The sequence below is a fragment of the Cupriavidus sp. DF5525 genome (assembly GCF_040149425.2).
Lineage (GTDB): Bacteria > Pseudomonadota > Gammaproteobacteria > Burkholderiales > Burkholderiaceae > Cupriavidus > Cupriavidus pickettii_A.
This window is the reverse complement of the sequence record NZ_CP168268.1, coordinates 1-17065: the sequence shown is the minus strand read 5'-3', so window position 1 is coordinate 17065 and position 17065 is coordinate 1. Positions and strand designations below refer to the sequence as shown.

Here is a 17065-nt window from a genome sequence, read left to right as displayed (position 1 = left end):
CTACTCGGCCGCCTCCAGCTCGCGCAGGCATTCCATGATCGCCGCCCGCTCCAGCGGATCGAGCTTGGCGAGCTTCGCTTGCCAGCGGGCTTTCTTCCGCTTGATGCGCTCGCGCTCGCGGAAGTTGCTGCCGAGGTAGCGCAGATCGTGCAGCTCGGCCGGCTCGGGGTAGTTCATCCACAGCCGTTCGATAGCGATGCCGCCGCGCGTCATCGCGTTGAAGTCGATGGTTCTCCATGACGCCAAGGGAGAGCTGTCATAGATCGTTGAGCTGTAGCCCGACACCATCACCGCGCACGGCAAGCCGGCCAGCACGTCGAGCAGCCGCACGTGGTCGGCGTCGTCGTATTCGTGGCGGTATAGCTTGCCGCCGCGCCGGCTGTCCATCACGTAGGGCGGATCGGCGTAGACGAACTCGGAGCCGGTGAACTGGTGGGACTCCAGCCAGGCCACGGCGTCGCCGTGGTGCAGCTCCAGGCCGGGCACGTCGAGCTGCTGCCAGACCTCGATCACCTCGGGATCAACGTCGATGCCGACGCTGCGGGCAGCGGGCCGCTTGCGCTCCAGGATGTTGCCGCCGCCCAGGTGCGTTTCGATGTACGTGTCGTGAGGCGGGATGTTGTTGATGATCGTCTGGTAGACGCCGGCACCGCCCTTGCCGCCGGGGTATCTCATGGCCTTCTTCCTGGAGTAAATCGGGACTTGGCCAGCATCGTCAGAAATGGCGATGCTGTCAAGGGAAGCCGGCCGGGCCTGCATCGTCAGAGCCGACGATGCGAAGCTGCTGGAGCGACCTGCAGCACCGCCAGGAATGGCGATGCCGGATCGCTCAGTAGGTGGGGATGTAGACCACCTCAATGTCCACGCGCTGGTTCTCGCGCCGGCCCTCGGCCGTCGAGTTGTCTGCCACGAAATCGGCGGCCGATGCGAAGTTCACCATGATCTTGAGCGGCGAGACGCCGCGCGCCACCAAGTACGACCTGGCCGAGAGCGCACGGCGTAGTGCAAGGGCCTCATCGGCCGCGCTGGGCCGTAGTGTGCTGGTGCGCCCGCTGATGTAGATGATCGCCGCATTCCTAGCGTCGGCCAGCAGCTCCAGGGCCTCTGGCGTCGGCTGGAATGTCGCGCTGCTGTCGGGGAAGGACACCGATACGCCGGACTTGATCGGCGTGCCGAAGTTGCCGGCGTCGCCGGCGGCCAGTGCGCTTTGCGCGCTGACCAGGAACGCCAGAGAGAGGGCCAGAAGAACGGGTTTTCGCATGGGGCAGGACTCCAATCAGAAGAACAGGTAGCCGGCCTTGCTCATGGGGATGCGGATCAACCAGAGCGAGGCCAGGTGCAGCGGGTAATAGGCGTAGAAGGCCCAGCGCAGGCGCGGCACGCGCACATCCACCCGCGAGGCCAGGAAGAGCACCGGCAGGGCTGCCAAGGCCCACAGGTTGCGATTGACGAACCACAGGGCCGCGCAGGCCAGCACCGCGACCGCCGCGGCGGCCCAGCTCGGCCGGCGCGTGTACGACCACACCGCCAGGCCGAAAGCCACGGCCGGCCACCAATATTCGACCGAGCTGCCGCCGACCAGGAACACCACGCCGGCGGCCGCCAGGTGCAGCTTGCCGCCACGTTCGACCAGGTAAGCCGTGGCCGTGACGACCAGCAGCGTGAACATCACGTTGAGCGGCCACCAACCGGCGTACAGGCCGCCGAGGGCCACGAAGGGCACGGAGGCCAGCGCGCCGAACATCGCCAGGCGCGACATGGTGCGGCCGTACACGCCGCGTTCGAGCGTGCCCGGCCGGGCCAGGTTGTAGGCCAGGACGAACACGAAAAGGGGGAGCGCCACGCGGCCGGCCTCGAACAGCACCGGCAGCGTCGCGTTGAACAGGTACTTGTTGACGTGATCGCCGGTCATGAGAACCAGTGCGAGCCACTTCAACGCTTCGACGGTTCCATCAGGAATCCGCAGGGCCTTCATCAGCGCCGGCCCCCGCGAATCGCGTAGGCGCGCAGCACCAGGAAGATGATGTAGAGCGCTGGCAGTGAGAGCACGAAGGCGATGGGCTTGCCGATCCACGCCGGCAGCGCCCACAGCAGAAGGCCCAAGGCGAAGATCGGGCCGAGGCCCAGCAGAAGCAAATCGAGCTGGTTCTTGGCCTGCCCTTCCGCCCACTTGCAATAGGCTTGAAGCAACCGGCCGACGCCCAGCGTGTACCGCATCATGAAGGCGTGGAATTTGTCCATGTTTAGCCGCTAAATCGGAAGAGCCGGCCTACTCGGCCGACCCCTCGCGTGAAGTGTTGAAAGACACCGTGCGGGGCACGTAGCCGGCCACCGACACGCTGCGAGCTGCTGCGGCCGCTGGGGCGGCCTGCTGGGGTGCTGGTGCCGGCCTGGCCGCCGGCGTCGCCCGCTGGGCCACCGTCGCGGGCTGGCTGGGCGTCGAGGGCGTGGCCCCGGCCTTCGTCACGTCAAGCGTGACGAACCGAGCTTCGAGCCAATCGGCCCACTTCGACGCCTTGCGCATCAAGTCGGCCCGGTACACCGCGTTGTACTGCGGCGTGCGCGAGTGGTAGTTCGCCGCCTTCGTCCAGAGGTCGCCCTTGTCGTTGCGGATGTGCATCCGCAGCCGCCAGGCGGCCAGGTCGAACGAGTAGCAGCCGGCAGCCGCCACATCGTTCGCCGTGATGCCGTATCGGGCCAGGTCGCCCAGGTACGCGGTGTTGAACTGCATCGGGCCAACGTCATGCGTGCCATTCGAGTTGCGCACCCACTGGCCCGGCTTGCCGCCCTCTTTCTCGGCGACGGCCAACACGATGTTGACCGGCACCTCGTACTTGACGGCGGCCGAGATCGAGCAGACGACGCGCTCCTGGAGCTGCGGCGGCAGATCGGCGAAGAACGGCATGCCCTCCCCTCCCTCAGTTCAGCCAGGACTGACGGCGGCGCTCTTCGTCCTCGCGCCGGATGCGTTCGTTGTACTCGGCCAAGGCGCGGTCATAGTCGCGCGCTTCGACCCAATACCCGCCCCGCTCTGGCGTCCCGACATAGCGCGGCAGCGTGCCGCTGCTGGCGAAGTCGGTGTAGGCGTGGCCGGTGTAGGCCCCGCAGTAGTCAGGCAACTGGTTGCTGATGTACGTGCGCCCATCGTCGTAGCCGCCCGTCCACATCACCAACGTCGAGTTCAGCGACTGCGCGTCGCACCGGCCAGCGCCGCGCGAGATCGCCGACACGAGCGACTGCATTTCCGGCGTCTGGCTCGCCACCGGGCAAAGCTGGAGGAAGTTCAGGCGGGCGCGGATCGTGTCCGACAGCTTGCGCTTCGTGATGTTGAAGTACCGCGACAGCGACGGCGTGCATTCGCTCGGGCGCGTGCCCGACGACAGGCACAGGATCGCCTCGCAGGCCAGGCGCGTGTCGCCGGTCAGCACGTCTTGCGCGCTGGCCGTGCCGGCGGTCGATCCGAGGGCTGCCACGAGGGCGGCCAGGGCAAACAGTTTCTTCTTCATGGTTGGACTCTCCTTGGTTACGCAGTTGTGCCGTCGCGGCCTTGCTCGCGGTTGGCGAACGCAGCTACTTCGGACTCGGGATCGGCATCGGCAGGGCCGCCTGCCAGGCTGTTGTCGCCGAAGCTCGGCGCGGGCTGCTGGTCGGGCACGTCGATGTTCTCGGCCGTGCCGCTTCCTTGCGCCTTGATCGCGGCGGCGATCTTTCCGCCAGTGGTGTCGGCGATCCGCTCGGCTGCGGCTTCGCGCAGGCTCGCGGCTTTGGCCTTGGCAACATCGGCGGTTCCCTTCGCCAAGTTCGCGCCGGCGTCGGCGGCGATGCGGCCGGCCGTGCCGAGGGCCGATGCGGCCGATGCGAGCAAGCCGGGGCCGGTGCTGCCCGGTGCGGCCTGCTGCCCTTGCCCTGCCCCGCCGGCGGGCTTGGGTTCGTTCTTGGCGGCCTTGTCGGCACTGCTGCCGGTGCTGGCCGTCGAGCTGCTGCCCTGGCCGCCGGCGTCGGCTTTGCCGCCGCCCTTATCGCCGCCCTTCGAGCTGCCCGAGCTGCTGCCGGTCGAGGGGCTGCCGCCACCCGACGAAGAGCCACCGCCGGAGCTGCCGCTAAAGCCCGCAGCCTGAGCGAAGGGCGTGCTGCCGGTGCCGGCGTCGCCGCCGCCGCCCGCACCGCCGCCCGAGCTGCCGCCGCCCGAGAAGGCCGACATAACGTCCGTGCCTGCCGACACGTTCTCATTGGCCTTCGAGAAGGCGGCCATGACGGCAGAGGCACCACCGGCGGCCGAGGCTGCGCCGGCGGCCAGAGCGGCGCCGCCGGTCGCGGCCGCTGCTGCTGCCATGCCTGCGGCACCCAACGCAGCACCTGCACCGAACTGGCCGATGCCGGCACCGCCCACGCTCGCGCCGGTGATGATCCCGGCGATGAGCGGCGGAATCTTGTTGACCAACGCCAAGAGGATGATGACGACGATCAGCATCACGCCCATTTCCTTGAGGCTGATGCCGGCGCTCATGCGCGAGTAGTAGTCATCGAGGAAGGTCTTGCCGATGCCCACCAGGAGCACCATTGCGAAGAGCTGCGCGGCCACGCCCAGGACGACCTTGTAGTAGTTGATCGCCATGTCGGAAGTCCAGCGCGAACCACCGAAGCCGAGGAAGAACACGCCGCCGTAGGCGAGCACCCAGCCCGACGCGAGCAGCAGAAGCATATTCACACCGACCAGGGCCAGGATGACCAGGATCGCCACGGCCATGAGGATGCCGGCCATGCTGTCCACCGGCGACCACACCGAGGACTGATCCATCACCTTGTCGAAGATCGCAAAGCCCACGTCCACGATGCCCGAGGGCGACAGAGCATTGCCCAGGCCCGTCGCGTTGCCGGCGAGCTGCCGCAACGACGCATAGATGGACGAGGCGAAGTTAGGGCCGTTGGTTAGCGCCCACCAGAAGAAGCCGGTAAAGATCGTGAAGCGGACGAACTCCGCGAAGAACTCGCCAATGTCGGCCTTGCGCAAGGCCATCATGCCGAACGTCCAGACCATCGAGATCACAACCAGCGTCCAGAAGAGCCAGGTTGCGGCCGTGGTGATGACACCGGCCCAGCCGCTCGCGGCGGCCTGGTAGCGATCCAGCACGCTATCGAACACGCCGGCGTTGTCGATGGCCGCGTGGGCATCGACCGCGAAGAACGCCAGCCAGACGAACAGCGGCAGGGCGAGGGTTTTTAGATTGGCTGGCATTCTCATCGTCAGCACCTCACCATTCGCGTTTCGGGCTGGGCTTGAAATCCCCACCACGACGCAAGCACAGCGACGAAAAAGCCTGCTGGACGCCCTTGTCCTCGATCTTGGCGATGTTCTCGGGCTTGCAGTTCTCGTCGTTCACTTCCGGCATGGGGGCCGTGGCCGGCTTGTTGTCGCAGCCGGCGACCAAGGCCGCCACGAGGGCGGCCGAGGCCAAGGACAGAGCCTTGATTGCTTTCATGAATCCCCCTTACCAGGTGCGCGCCGGGCTGGCCCGGTAGCTGCCCTGGCGCAGTTGTGCGGCCGCTGCCGCCTGCTGGGCTTCCTTGTCGGCGTCGGCCTGCATCTTGGTTGCCATCGCGTTCTGCTGCGCGATCAGCAGGCCACGAATCTGCAAGAGCTGGTTGGCCTGCTGGCTGGCGAGCTGGTTGGCGTAGCCGATGGCCTGCATTTGGCCCTGCGCGCCCTGCGCTGCCGATTGAAGACGCTGCAACGTCGCTGCATCGGCCGTGAGATTCGTTTGCTGCCTATCGAGGCCCTTGAACAAGGCATCGTTGGCCTTCTTCTGCGACTCGCTCGCGAGCTGGGCCACATTCCGAAGTGCTGCGCGTTCCGCGTCGGAGCACCCTGCCGCCGTAAAGCACGGCGAGTTCTTGTAGTAGTTCACGTCCTGGAACTTGCCGATGTAGCTGTCCAGGCTGCCGAGTTGGGTCTTGTAGTAATCCAGCGTGTTGACCGCGTTCATCAACCCGTTGATGGTCGATTGCGCCTGATCCCAGATATACGCGGCCGGGGCCATCGTGTTCTGGAGTTGGTTTTGATACTGCTGGAGCTGGGTGCTGTACTGCTCAATTTGCTTGAGCGTCTGGGCCACCGATTCGATGGCCGTCATGATGTTCTGCGACAGGTTGGTGCCGTCGATGACGGGGATGCCAGCCTGCACAGGTGTGACCGCCAGCGTGCTCGAAACAGCAATGACGAGGGCCAATTTAGCGGCTAAAAACTTCGGCTTCATGGTGCTTTTCTCCTATGGCGTTAGTAATCGAAGGAACGGTACGGCTTGGAAAACGTCATGTCCTTCGTGACCACGACGTTGAAGCGATACCCCGGCCGAATTTCCAGCGTCGGCGAAATGCTCAGGTTCTTGGCGATGAGTTGCGCCGTAACCTGGCCGAGCTGCTGGCCGAGGGCTTCGCTTAGGGCACTGCTGGCGCTCGGTGCGCCATAGGTGTTTGTGGCCTGGTTCTGGCGTTGGCTGTAGGTGATGCCTGCTGTCACGCCGGACATGAGGAAGGCCGAGCCGAACAGGCGCACATAGTGGTTGTTCACCTGGTCGTGGAAGCCCGCGTATCCCGCGCTGTCCGCGCCTGGCATCGCGCCAATGTCCATCGCCTTGCCATCGGGGAACACGATGCGTTGCCACGCAACCAGCACGCGCGCTTGGCCGTAGGCCACGTCGCTCGAATACGAGCCGACGAGGCGCGATCCCTGCGGGATCAACAGGTGCTTGCCGGTCGGTGTGTCGTACACGTCCTGCGCGACCTGGGCCATGATTTGGCCCGGCAGATCGGAGTTGATGCCCGAAATGAGCGTGGCCGGCACGACGAAGCCCGCGCGCAGCTCGAACGGTGTGCGCGGCGCTTCCGGCTGCGAATCCAGCTTCCAGCGGTCGCCCTGCCCACCTTGGCCGAACTGCGCCATGCTGTTGCGCCCGCCGCCGCTGGTCGAGGTTTGCAGGAGCTGCGGCGCACCGCCCGCGCCCATGCCGCCGGCGGCCGGAGCCGCGCCGCCACCACCGACGCCCATGCCGCGAATCTGCGCCAGGCGTGCTTGATAGGCGGCGGTCGGATCGTTGCTGCGCTGCGCGTCGATTTGCTGCTGCACCGCTGCGATGCGGTTCAGCATTTCATCGCGCGTCTGCGGCGTGCCGGTGTAGGTGCTCGGGCCACCCGGCGCGGAGCCGTTGCTACGCGGGGCATCCACGCGCACGGTGGTCTTGGCCTTCACGGCTTCGCCGAACATCTGCATCTTCGCCATGCGGATGCGCTGGGCCTCGTCGTCGTTCACCGGCTGGCCCGGGTTGCCGGGGTTGGCCGGCGGGGCCGGCGGCGCGTCCGGGTTGGACGGCCGCGCGATCTCCAGCGGAGCCGACGCCGGGCCGGTCGGCATGTCGGGCACCTTGAGCGGGCTTGCCGGCTCGATCAAGCCGCCGGTCTTGTCGCCTGCGATCTCCTTGGCGAACATCGACGTGTTGCCGGCCTTCTCCTTGGGGCCGTCCGCCGGCGCGTTCTGCTTGGCCGCGCGATCCGCCGCGACCAGGGCCATGACCAGCACGAACGACAGCAGGACGCCGCCGAGGATGTACATGGGCATGTTGTTGACGCGACGGACGCCCGCCTTCTTGGACACTTCGCCAGGCGAAGCGTCAGGTGCCATCTGATCGGCGTTTTCTGTCATGGCGTCACTCCTTGCGCACCCAGTACCCGGCCGGCGCGAACGTGCCGTTTTGCGCCAGGTAAGGGCGGGTGATGGATTGATTGCCGACCATCAAGGTCAGGCGGTACAGGTTCGAGTCGCCAGCCTGGTCGAGCACGTAGCGCAACGGCAGGCCGCCCGACGCGGCCGTGGTGGCCGGTGCGCTCGCCTGCGATGCCGCCGAGGCCGGGGCCTGCGTGGAAGCGCCGGCCGGGGCGTACTCCAGGAGGGCATAGCCCTTGTCGCGCAGCGACTTGACGAGCGCCTGGCCGAACGGATCGGGCGTCGGCTGTTGCAGCTCCAGGCGCGTGCGCGCCGGCGCGTACAGCGTGGCGAGCTGCTGCACCGCGTCGGTGGCGAGCTTCTGCTGATCGAGCGCGGCCGACTGGACGAAGTTGCCGTACTGGCTGGTGGTTGCGCAGCCGCCGAGGCCCAGGGCGAGGGCGAGCAGCGCGAGAGAGACGATCTTGCGCATGGTCACTTCCTCCGGCTGATGGTCACGCGGTCTTGGCTACTGCCAACACCGGCAATCAGGATCGCGCGGTCAAACACCGTGTCCACGATGTAGCGATTGCCCTGCACGCGGTAATTGACCAGCACCGTTTCGTCGTCGGTGAACAAGCCGCCCTCTTTGCGCACGACCAGGAGCGTCGGCGCTTCGGTCTGCTGCATCGTGCCGGGCATTTCGATGATGGTCTTGCGGCCATCGTTGTAGACGCGCACAGGCTTCCAGCTCGCCGACCCGGACAGCTCATAGTCGAACGAGAGATCGCCCAGGTACTCGCCCGTCGCCGGCAGGGTGTTGTCGGTGCGTTCCTGCTTCTCGCGGCGCTGGATCGCGTCCCACTTGGCTTGCGCTTCCTCGGGGTACGTGAACGAGACTTGCGGCATGTACTCGGTGCGATGCGAGCGCAGGCGGAAGTGGTAGCTGCGGCGGTTCGTGGTCACAACCAGGCTGGTTTCGAGGCCCACGTCCATCGGCTTGATGATGAGGTGCTGAACCTCGGTCGCGCCGCTGCCGGTGATGGCCGGTTCCACCGTCCACCTGGCCGTGTCGCCCAGGTTGATCGAGTTCACTTGTTCGCCGGGCTGCAAGGCCACGTCGCACACCTGGAGCACCGCGCAAACGATGCTCGGCTGCTGCGCGCCGTACACGAACTTGATGGCACCGCCCGAGCCGGCCACCGGCTTGATGCCGGTCGCCGACCCCGCTTCCCACCGTTTGGCGATGGCGAGCGCCGCGCGCTCTTGAGCGGTCAGCGTCGGGTTGGTCTTGTTGAAATACTTGTCGGCAATGTCGTCGCCAGGGGCGGCCAGAGCCAGGGAGGGCACCGCCACAGCAGCGCCCACGATCAAAGCGGAGAGGGTTTTCTTCATGGTGGATGACCTCGAATTCATTGGATGCGGGACCAGGAGTAATCACGCACGTAGATGCTCAACGGGTTGTTCCGCAGTTGCTCATCGGTGGTGTTGGGCGTGACCTCGGCGATGTAGGTAGTCACGAGCGCGCGCCAGGTGACGGGCTGACCTTTCAGCGTGCCTTGGCGGTCGCGCGTGGTTTCCACCCACTCGACTTGCCAGGTGTCGGGCGTTTGCGGGATGACGGTCTTGATCTCGACGCTGACCATTTCCTTCTCGGCGCGCTTGAACGGGCTGGAATCGGGCGTGCCGTTCAACCACTCGTTCATCTTTGGCGTCGCCGGATCGTTGGGGGCGAGCATCGAGTACGCCTTGAACACGCACTTGCGCTGCAAGGCCACGTCAGGCGACACCATGCGCGCGCAGCTCATCCAGTCCGCAACGGCGGCGTGGATGACACGCGGATCGGCCTTCCCTGCGGCCTGCACCGGGCCGGCGGCCACCGTCTGGCCCAGCTTGTCCACCTCGACCACGTAGGGGATGAACTTCGACTGGCTGCCGATGTGGATCACGCCACCCACGCCGGCCAGCGCGATCAACAGCGACAGGATGCCTATCACCTGCCAGGTTTGGCGCTGCGAGACGACGCTGCCCACGTGATCGTTCCAGGTGCGGCGCGCGGCCAGGTAGGGGTTCTCGGCCTCGCCCGCACGGCGGCCGCCGGCGAGCGGTTCCTTCGAGCGGCGCGGATCGCGCGGCTCGGCGGAGTTGGCGGGCTTCTTGAAGATCAAGCCCTTGAGGGTGTCGGCGATGCTCATGCGGCCTCCAGGTAGTCGTTGAGATTCAGCCCACGGCCGGCCAGCCACTCATGCACCCATTCGTGGCCGAACTTGGCTTCGAGGCTCTTGATGGTGGCGACCGATTCCTTGTCGGACGCACCGACGAAGGCCAGGGCCATCGGCCCCAGGGCAAGGTCATAGAGACGGCGGCCGTTCTCCGAGACGTAGTAGTACTGACGCTTCGGAATGGCAGTCGCCAGGATTTCGATCTGACGCGCGTTGAGGCCCATACGGCGATAGAGCGCCGATGTGTCCTCATCCCTGGCGTAGACGTTAGGCAGGAAAATCTTGGTCGCGGTCGATTCCACGATCACGTCCAAGATGCCCGAGTTGGCCGCGTCGGAGAGGCTTTGCGTCGCCATCAGCACAAGGCAGTTGGCCTTGCGCAGCACCTTGAGCCATTCCCTGATCTTGGCGCGGAACGCGGGGTGGCCCAGCATCAACCAGGCTTCGTCCAGGATGATGACGGAGGGCTGGCCTTTCAGTGCGCGCTCGATGCGGCGGAACAGGTAGAGCAGCACCGGCAGCGCGAACTTCTCGCCCAGGTTCATCAGCTCTTCGATCTCGAACACCGTGAAGTCGGACAGCGACAGGCCGTCCTCTTCGGCGTCGAGCAGGTGGCCCATCGAGCCGTCCACCGTGTACTGCTTGATGGCCTCGCGGATCGCCTCGTCCTGAATCGTCACCGAGAACTCGGAGAGCGTGCGCGCGCCGCTGGCGTGCATGCTCATGATCGCGTTGCCGATCTCGTTGCGCTGCGCCGGCGTGGTGTTGACGCCGTTCAACGCCAGGATGGTGTCGATCCACTCCATCGCCCAGGCCCTATCCCCCTTCGTTTCGAGGAACTGGAGCGGGCAGAACGCCAGGCGGTCATCGTCGGCGGCCACCGTGAAATGCAGGCCGCTCTTGCCCTTCGTGGCCGCGCGGATGCCGGCCGCGAGTGGGTACATCGACATGCCCTTGTCGAAGGCGTAGATCGACATGCCGGCGTAGCGACGGAGCTGCGCGGCGATGATGCCCAGGTGCGTCGATTTGCCTGCGCCGGTCGGGCCGAACATGAAGGTGTGGCCCAGGTCGCGCACGTGCAGGTTCAGGCGGAACGGCGTAGCGCCCACCGTCACGCAGTGCATGAGCGCCGGCGACAGCGGCGGGTACATCGGGCACGGAGCCGTGGCGCTGCCCGTCCAGATCGAGCTTGTCGGCAGCAGGTCGGCCAGGTTCATCGTGTTGATGAGCGGCCGGCGCACGTTCTCGACGCCGTGGCCGGGCAAGCTGCCCAGGTACGCATCGAGCGTGTTGATCGTCTCGATACGGGCCGCGAAGGCCAGGCGGTTGACGGCCTTCTCGACCAGGAGCGCGGAGGCCGCCAGGCGCTCCCGATCCTCGTCCATCAGCACGACTACGCTGGTGTAGTAGCCGGCCGCCACCAAGCCGCTGTTGACCTCGGCGATGGCCGCCTCGGCGTCGCCGACCATCGCGGCCGCGTCCTGGTTGATCGAGCCGGTATTCGTGTTGAACACCTGATCGAAGAAGCCGCGAATCTTCTGCTTCCACTTCTTGCGGAACTTGTCCAGGTGCTTCAAGGACTCGTGCTGATCCATGAAGATGAAGCGGCTCGACCAGCGGTATTCGCTGGGCAGCTCGGCCAGGGCCGAGAGCACCCCAGGCGTTGACTCCAAGGGGAAGCCTTCGATGGCGACCACCTGGATGAACTTGCGCCCGATCTTGGGCACGACGCCGCCCCACAGCTCTTGCCCGCCGATTACCGCATCGAGGTACATCGGATTGCTGGGCAGCATGACCGGGTGATGGAGGCCCGTCACGCAGAACTGCAACCAGCTCAGGAAGTCATCGTGCGTGACTTCCCTGCCCTCTTCCGACACGACTTTTTGGCCGCGCAGGCGCGTCATCTTGACCGCCGAGGACAGGCGCGATTCCAGGCTGGTGATCTCGCGCTTGAACTGCGCAATCAGGCCCGTAGTGCGCGCCGTATGGTCGGGAGCCACCGCATCGTCATCGAACATGAGTTCGACAAACTTGCGCTGGGCCAGCACTGGCGGGAACCACGTGACGGTCAGGACAAAGTAGCCCTCGAACATCGCGCCCAGGCCCTCGAACAAGCGCCGGCGTTCCTCGTCAATGGCGAAGGAAACGGAGTCGGGGAACGATGACACGCCCCGCTCCGAGTAGTTCGGCGCAGGCCGACGCACAGCATCGACATGCACCATCCAGCCGTTCCCCAGGCCCGCCAGGGCCTGGTTGATGCGGAACGACACCATTTCCCGCTGTTCCTCGGTGCTGCTGGCGTTGTCATCACCCTTGTACAGCCAGGCGGCCATAAAGGAGCCGTTCTTGCCCACGATCACGCCGTCATCGACCACGGCGGCGTAATTGAGCAGATCGGCCAGGCCGGCATCCTTGGCGCGATGCTTCTTGAGCTTCAGCTCGGCATCGACAGCCCGGATGCGGGCAAAGAGGATGAGCAACAGAACCGCACCGAGCACAGCAATGGCAATTGCGATTGCTTCGATCATTTGTATTGCTTCCCTTGACTCGGCGTGTTGTCACGGAAGGGCGTGCTGCGAGCCGGGTAGTACGGCTTGTACCGGCGGTGCCGCAGGTACACGTGTCGCAGCTTCGGATCGGCCTTCGCCATGAGGCGCAGCGCGAAGAGCGCGCCGAACCACAAGGCGATGCCGAACACCGTTGCCCTCACTTCTTGGGCGCTGAAAATCAGCGCGCCGGCCAGCAGGCCCGAGAACATCACCAGCTCACGATCCCCGCCCATGAACAGGTTTTCTCGGTTGCCGGCCCTACGGATGGGGATCGCGCGCAGAGCCATGACTTACCCCGCGATGTGGCCGCGCTCGGCCCAGCGCATGACGGCTTCGCCGGGGAAGCCGGCCACGTCCAGCGCGGCGACCTTGACCTGGTGCAGCGCGCCATCGGTCAGGGCGGCGATTTCCGCGCCACGGCCGAAGAACGTGCTCATCATGTTCTGCGCGCCGACCAGCAGGGCCATGACCAGGACGATGAAGATCAACGTGCGGAAGAAGCCGTTGAGTTCGCCGCCGAAGATCAGGATGCCGCCGGCGACCACGATGCCGATGATCGACAGCGCGAAGGCCACCGGGCCGGTGACGGAGTTGCGGAGGTTGGTCAGCCAGCTCTCATACGGCAGAGAGCCGCCGGTGCCCTCGGAGGCGAATGCGTGCTGGGGGGCCAGCAGGAAGAACGCCAGGAGGGCGAAGAGGCCCATGTAGAACAGGGCGTTGCGGTTGAGGCGGAATGCCGGGAAGGTTGCTTGCATTGGTCGTAACTCCTAGTCAGAGGGTTTTGGTGATGTACTGGCCGTTGGCGAACCCGGAAACCTCCAAGATTTCCTGGATGCGCCGCGAGCCTTCGACGCGGGCGATATGAACAACCACGTGAACCGCCTCGCCGATAAGCGGTTCAATGGGTTTCGGGGAATCGGGGTGCATGCTGATGAGCATGGCGAGCCGATCCAATCCAGCTTTGGCGTTGTTTGCGTGCAGGGTTGCAGCACCTCCTTCGTGCCCGGTGTTCCAGGCCATCAACAGATCAAGGGCTTCGGGGCCGCGCACCTCGCCGACCAGGATTCGGTCGGGGCGCATGCGGAGGGTGGTTTTCAGCAGCGCCGTCATGTTCACGTCGATGCTGGTGTGGTACTGGACGTAGTTCTCGGCGGCGCACTGGATTTCGCCGGTGTCCTCGATGATGAAAACCCGCTCGGTCGGGTCTTGAATCACCATCTCGTTGATGATCGCGTTCACCAGCGTGGTCTTGCCCGAGCCGGTGCCGCCGATCACAAGGATGTTCCGGTGCGCGCGCACCGCTGCAATCAATGCCTCGCGCTGCGGCGCGGTCATGATTCCGCGTTCGACGTACTGATCGAGCGTGAAGATGGCGACGGCCTTCTTCCGAATGGCGAAGGTGGGTGCGGGCACAACCGGCGGGAGCTGGCCGGCGAAGCGACTGCCATCAAGGGGCAGCTCGCCTTCCAGGATCGGCTTGGAGCGCGTGACTTCCTTGCCGTGGTAGCCCGCGATGGTTTCGATGATGGCTTGCGCCTGCGCGACGCGCAGCGTGCCGATGCACTTCATCGGCTCGCCCAGGCGTTCGAGCCAGAGCTTGCCGTCCGCGTTGAGCATGATTTCAACGGTCTTGGGATCGTTGAGGGCGGCCAGCAGCTCCGGCCCCATGTCGCGTTCGAGCTTCTTCTTCGCCCGTTCCTTGATGCTGTTGTGTTCTGGTTTCTGGTCGGTCATTCCGTATGCCCTGTATGCCGTTGCGTTTCGCGCATTCTACACAGGTTCATACGATATACCGAACTAATTTCGACCGCAACACCGAAGCGCACAAGGGTGACTTCGGCCGCGACGTTGCATCGCGGATTGCAGGGGCGAAAGAGGCGACAACGCGGCGCATGCTCCGTGCGCCCTCGCGCCGAACCCGTGGCGTTTGCGTTATGGGTTGTCCGGGGGTTGAGCCACCCCGGCGGGCTTTAGCGGCTAAAACTTGGCTGGCTCTTGTGGCTCAGTTCCGCGCCGCTTCCCTTCCCTTCTCACATCCTGGCGTCAACTCCCTCTAAGTTTCTTCCTTGTCGCTTCGCCCCACTTCTTGACGATGAACGCCTGGTGTTCTGGCAGCACGGCCGCCACGCGCTCGAAGCCTGGCGGCAGGCTTCGGGGTGCCTTGCCGCCGGCCAGGGTGTCAAGGGCTTCTTTGTCCAGGTCGGTCGATTCAAGCAGGAGCGGCAGGGGAGTTTCAAGGGCCTGCGCAATGTCCTCCATCACCTTTAGGGAGGGGTTGGCTTTGCCAGTAGTGAGATCGGACAGGAAGGAGATCGAAACCCCCGACCTGTCCGATAGCTCCTTTTTCGTCATGTGCCGCTCATCGAGCAGCCGGAGCACGTTCGTGAAGAAGATGTAGTTGTACAAGGCCCGTATGCCTTCTCGGTGCGGGCGGCAGAAAATTTTAGCCGCTAAAGTTCTTGACCACGGACGCAGGTTTAGCTAAACTGACGACTCCATTAGCGAAAGGAGCATGACGAATGAGCCACAACCTGTTCCAGTTTATCGGTAATCTTACCCGCGATACCGACGTTCGCCATAGCGAAAACAGCGCCCGCGCCGTTTTCGACCTGGCTGTCAATCGCGTGTGGCGCAACGCAGCCGGTGCGAAGCAGGAGCAGACGGACTTCTTCCGCATCAAGTCGTTCGGCGGCCTGGCCGAGAACGCGGGCAAGTACCTGGGCAAAGGCTCCAAGGTGTTCGTCCAGGGCCGCATCGAGCCGACGAAGTACGAGAAGGACGGCAAGACCGAATACGGCTTCGATTTCATCGCCGAGGAAATCGAATACCTGGACACCAAAGCGCCAGGCGGCGGCCAGTAAGGCCAGGCCCGGCCACGGCCGGGCAGTATGCTAGGAGGGAGATTAGATGCAGAACGAGTTCAACGAGCAGGAATACAGGCGCAAGCTCATCGAGGGCGGGCTTAGCGAAGCCGACGCCACCGACCTTGCCGCCCGTACCGCCGCCGCTCGCAGGGACTCGGGCAGCGCCGGCGGGGCCTTCCGCCCCGCCGGTTCCCTCTTCGAGCTGCCGGCCACGGCCGGCGACAACGAGGCGGCTTTGCCGCCGAAGCTACCGACGCCGGCAAGTGCCGCCGTCGAGCGATCCGAGCGCATGGCGCAGGAATCGGCCGAGCTTGCGCGCACGATGGGCCTGCCGCCCGAACCGCGCACCGCCGTGAACAAGATGGCCGAGCAGATCGGCGCGCTGGCCCAGGACAAACGGAGTAGTGCGATGGCGACCAAGAAGCGAACGGCCGGCGGTGAGCTGGCCGAGAAGGTCAGCGAGGCCAAGCAGACGGCCTTGCTCAAGCACACGAAGCAGCAGATCAAGGACATGCAGCTCTCGCTGTTCGACCTGGCTCCCTGGCCGGATCACATGCGGGCACTGCCCAACGACTTCGGGCGGTCGGCGATCTTCACCGTCCGCAACAAGAAGGTGCCGCGCGCCGCGCTGCAAGGCCAGTCGATCTACCACGTCAACAAAGACGTGGAGATCACCTACACCGGGATCGAGCTGCGCGCCGACGACGACGAGCTGGTATTCGCCCAGGTGCTGGAGTACGCGAAGCGCACCGCGCTCGGAGAGCCGGTTTCCTTCACGTTCTACGAGCTTTGCCAGGACTTGGACTGGTCAATCAACGGTCGGTACTACACAAGGGCCGAGGAATGCCTGACGCGGCTCCAGGCGTCGGCCATGCAGTTCTCATCCCAACGCATCGGCCGGCTCGAATCGGTGTCGCTGATCCGGCGCTTCCGCGTCCTGGATCGCGGCAAGCGCACGTCGCGCTGCCAGGTCGAGATCGACGCCGAAATCGTGGTGCTGTTCGCCGGCGACCACTACACGAAATTCGTGTGGGAGAAGTACCGCAAGCTGTCGCCCACCGCGCGGCGCATGTTCGACTACTTCGCCACCCACAAGGAGCCGTACCCGCTCAAGCTGGAGACGTTCCGGCTGATGTGCGGCTCGGATTCCACCCGGCCGAAGAAGTGGCGCGAGCAGGTAGGCGAAGCGTGCGACGAGCTGCGCGAAAACGGCCTGGTCGAAAGTGCGTGGGTGAACGACGACCTGGTGCATTGCAAGCGGTGATCGCCCCCCTGCCCTCCCCTGGAGCCGCCCGAGATCGAGGCGGCTTTTTTTCTCGAGCATCGCCACTTCCGGCGAGGCAGGGGTCGTCTCAGAAAACGGAAAATAAAGCACGCTAAGGCATAGCCGAACCTGCCAAGCTTGCTCCACCCTGTAGTGACGCGATCAGCGGGCAGGAAACGTTCCCCCTTCGCGCATGGCAGGCGCACACCAACTCAGACAGCACGGCCTCCATGCGCGCCAGGTCAGCCATTTTCTCGCGCACGTCCTTGAGCTTGTGCTCGGCCAGACTGCTGGCTTCCTCGCAATGGGTGCCATCCTCCAGCCGCAGCAGCTCGGCGATCTCATCCAGGCTGAAGCCCAGCCGCTGGGCTGATTTCACGAAGCGCACCCGCGTTACATCCGCCTCGCCATAGCGGCGGATGCTGCCATAGGGCTTGTCAGGCTCCAGCAACAAGCCCTTGCGCTGATAG

20 protein-coding genes and 1 pseudogene are annotated in these 17065 nt (G+C 65.1%); 2 read left to right on the top strand and 19 right to left on the bottom strand.

The window, feature by feature from the left end:
- The 18 genes from ABNX08_RS42655 to ABNX08_RS42570 all read right to left on the bottom strand — a co-directional run bounded on the left by ABNX08_RS42655 (position 1) and on the right by ABNX08_RS42570 (position 14873).
- Positions 1-675 (bottom strand): DNA methylase, encoded by a 675-nt coding sequence (locus tag ABNX08_RS42655; RefSeq protein WP_011178411.1) that lies wholly within the window; start codon positions 673-675, stop codon positions 1-3.
- 154 nt (positions 676-829) lie between these two features.
- On the bottom strand, positions 830-1261 hold the full coding sequence (locus ABNX08_RS42650; RefSeq protein ID WP_001665065.1) for an OmpA family protein: 432 nt from the start codon (positions 1259-1261) through the stop codon (positions 830-832).
- Between the two features lie 15 nt (positions 1262-1276).
- Complete coding sequence (locus ABNX08_RS42645; RefSeq protein ID WP_011114053.1) at positions 1277-1975, bottom strand: TraX family protein; 699 nt, start codon at positions 1973-1975, stop codon at positions 1277-1279.
- Positions 1975-2241: a hypothetical protein gene (locus ABNX08_RS42640; protein ID WP_010890140.1), complete on the bottom strand. Its 267-nt coding sequence runs from the start codon at positions 2239-2241 to the stop codon at positions 1975-1977. Before ABNX08_RS42640 ends, ABNX08_RS42645 begins: the two co-directional genes overlap by 1 nt.
- A gap of 28 nt (positions 2242-2269) precedes the next feature.
- Positions 2270-2905, bottom strand: a complete 636-nt coding sequence (locus ABNX08_RS42635) for a transglycosylase SLT domain-containing protein (RefSeq protein ID WP_011114052.1) — start codon at positions 2903-2905, stop codon at positions 2270-2272.
- 13 nt (positions 2906-2918) lie between these two features.
- Positions 2919-3506: a TrbM/KikA/MpfK family conjugal transfer protein gene (locus tag ABNX08_RS42630; protein WP_010890138.1), complete on the bottom strand. Its 588-nt coding sequence runs from the start codon at positions 3504-3506 to the stop codon at positions 2919-2921.
- A gap of 17 nt (positions 3507-3523) precedes the next feature.
- The gene (gene trbL / locus ABNX08_RS42625) at positions 3524-5242 is read right to left on the bottom strand and encodes a P-type conjugative transfer protein TrbL (RefSeq protein ID WP_011114051.1); all 1719 of its coding nucleotides are present in this window, start codon (positions 5240-5242) and stop codon (positions 3524-3526) included.
- 10 nt (positions 5243-5252) lie between these two features.
- The gene (trbK, locus tag ABNX08_RS42620) at positions 5253-5480 is read right to left on the bottom strand and encodes an entry exclusion lipoprotein TrbK (RefSeq protein ID WP_000644148.1); all 228 of its coding nucleotides are present in this window, start codon (positions 5478-5480) and stop codon (positions 5253-5255) included.
- Between the two features lie 9 nt (positions 5481-5489).
- Complete coding sequence (gene trbJ, locus ABNX08_RS42615) at positions 5490-6254, bottom strand: P-type conjugative transfer protein TrbJ (RefSeq protein WP_010890135.1); 765 nt, start codon at positions 6252-6254, stop codon at positions 5490-5492.
- A 20-nt stretch (positions 6255-6274) separates the two neighbouring features.
- Positions 6275-7696 carry a TrbI/VirB10 family protein gene (locus tag ABNX08_RS42610; RefSeq protein ID WP_011114050.1) on the bottom strand — a complete coding sequence of 474 codons (1422 nt, stop codon included), beginning with the start codon at positions 7694-7696 and terminating at the stop codon, positions 6275-6277.
- Between the two features lie 4 nt (positions 7697-7700).
- Positions 7701-8189 carry a conjugal transfer protein TrbH gene (locus ABNX08_RS42605; RefSeq protein WP_006122479.1) on the bottom strand — a complete coding sequence of 163 codons (489 nt, stop codon included), beginning with the start codon at positions 8187-8189 and terminating at the stop codon, positions 7701-7703.
- Positions 8190-8191: 2 nt separating this feature from the next.
- On the bottom strand, positions 8192-9091 hold the full coding sequence (gene trbG / locus ABNX08_RS42600; RefSeq protein WP_006122480.1) for a P-type conjugative transfer protein TrbG: 900 nt from the start codon (positions 9089-9091) through the stop codon (positions 8192-8194).
- A gap of 17 nt (positions 9092-9108) precedes the next feature.
- Positions 9109-9891: a conjugal transfer protein TrbF gene (locus ABNX08_RS42595; protein WP_011114048.1), complete on the bottom strand. Its 783-nt coding sequence runs from the start codon at positions 9889-9891 to the stop codon at positions 9109-9111.
- The gene (locus ABNX08_RS42590; RefSeq protein ID WP_011114047.1) at positions 9888-12446 is read right to left on the bottom strand and encodes a VirB4 family type IV secretion/conjugal transfer ATPase; all 2559 of its coding nucleotides are present in this window, start codon (positions 12444-12446) and stop codon (positions 9888-9890) included. Before ABNX08_RS42590 ends, ABNX08_RS42595 begins: the two co-directional genes overlap by 4 nt.
- The gene (locus ABNX08_RS42585; RefSeq protein ID WP_001207961.1) at positions 12443-12754 is read right to left on the bottom strand and encodes a conjugal transfer protein TrbD; all 312 of its coding nucleotides are present in this window, start codon (positions 12752-12754) and stop codon (positions 12443-12445) included. The genes ABNX08_RS42590 and ABNX08_RS42585 overlap by 4 nt, the downstream gene beginning before the upstream one ends.
- Before the next feature lie 3 nt (positions 12755-12757).
- Positions 12758-13222 (bottom strand): conjugal transfer system pilin TrbC, encoded by a 465-nt coding sequence (gene trbC, locus ABNX08_RS42580; RefSeq protein ID WP_011114046.1) that lies wholly within the window; start codon positions 13220-13222, stop codon positions 12758-12760.
- 16 nt (positions 13223-13238) lie between these two features.
- Complete coding sequence (gene trbB / locus ABNX08_RS42575) at positions 13239-14201, bottom strand: P-type conjugative transfer ATPase TrbB (protein ID WP_000132020.1); 963 nt, start codon at positions 14199-14201, stop codon at positions 13239-13241.
- 309 nt (positions 14202-14510) lie between these two features.
- Entirely contained in the window at positions 14511-14873 is a 363-nt protein-coding gene (locus ABNX08_RS42570) for a transcriptional regulator (RefSeq protein ID WP_011114045.1), read from the bottom strand.
- A gap of 113 nt (positions 14874-14986) precedes the next feature.
- On the opposite strand from ABNX08_RS42570, the gene ABNX08_RS42565 reads away from it, so the two are divergent.
- Positions 14987-15328 carry a single-stranded DNA-binding protein gene (locus ABNX08_RS42565; protein ID WP_000019167.1) on the top strand — a complete coding sequence of 114 codons (342 nt, stop codon included), beginning with the start codon at positions 14987-14989 and terminating at the stop codon, positions 15326-15328.
- A 46-nt stretch (positions 15329-15374) separates the two neighbouring features.
- Positions 15375-16595, top strand: coding sequence for a plasmid replication initiator TrfA (gene trfA, locus ABNX08_RS42560; RefSeq protein ID WP_011114072.1), 1221 nt, complete (start codon positions 15375-15377; stop codon positions 16593-16595).
- Positions 16596-16707: 112 nt separating this feature from the next.
- Here the strand turns inward: trfA and ABNX08_RS42555 are convergent.
- Positions 16708-17064: pseudogene (locus ABNX08_RS42555) on the bottom strand (MerR family DNA-binding protein); the annotation flags it as partial.
- Position 17065 lies beyond the last annotated feature (1 nt).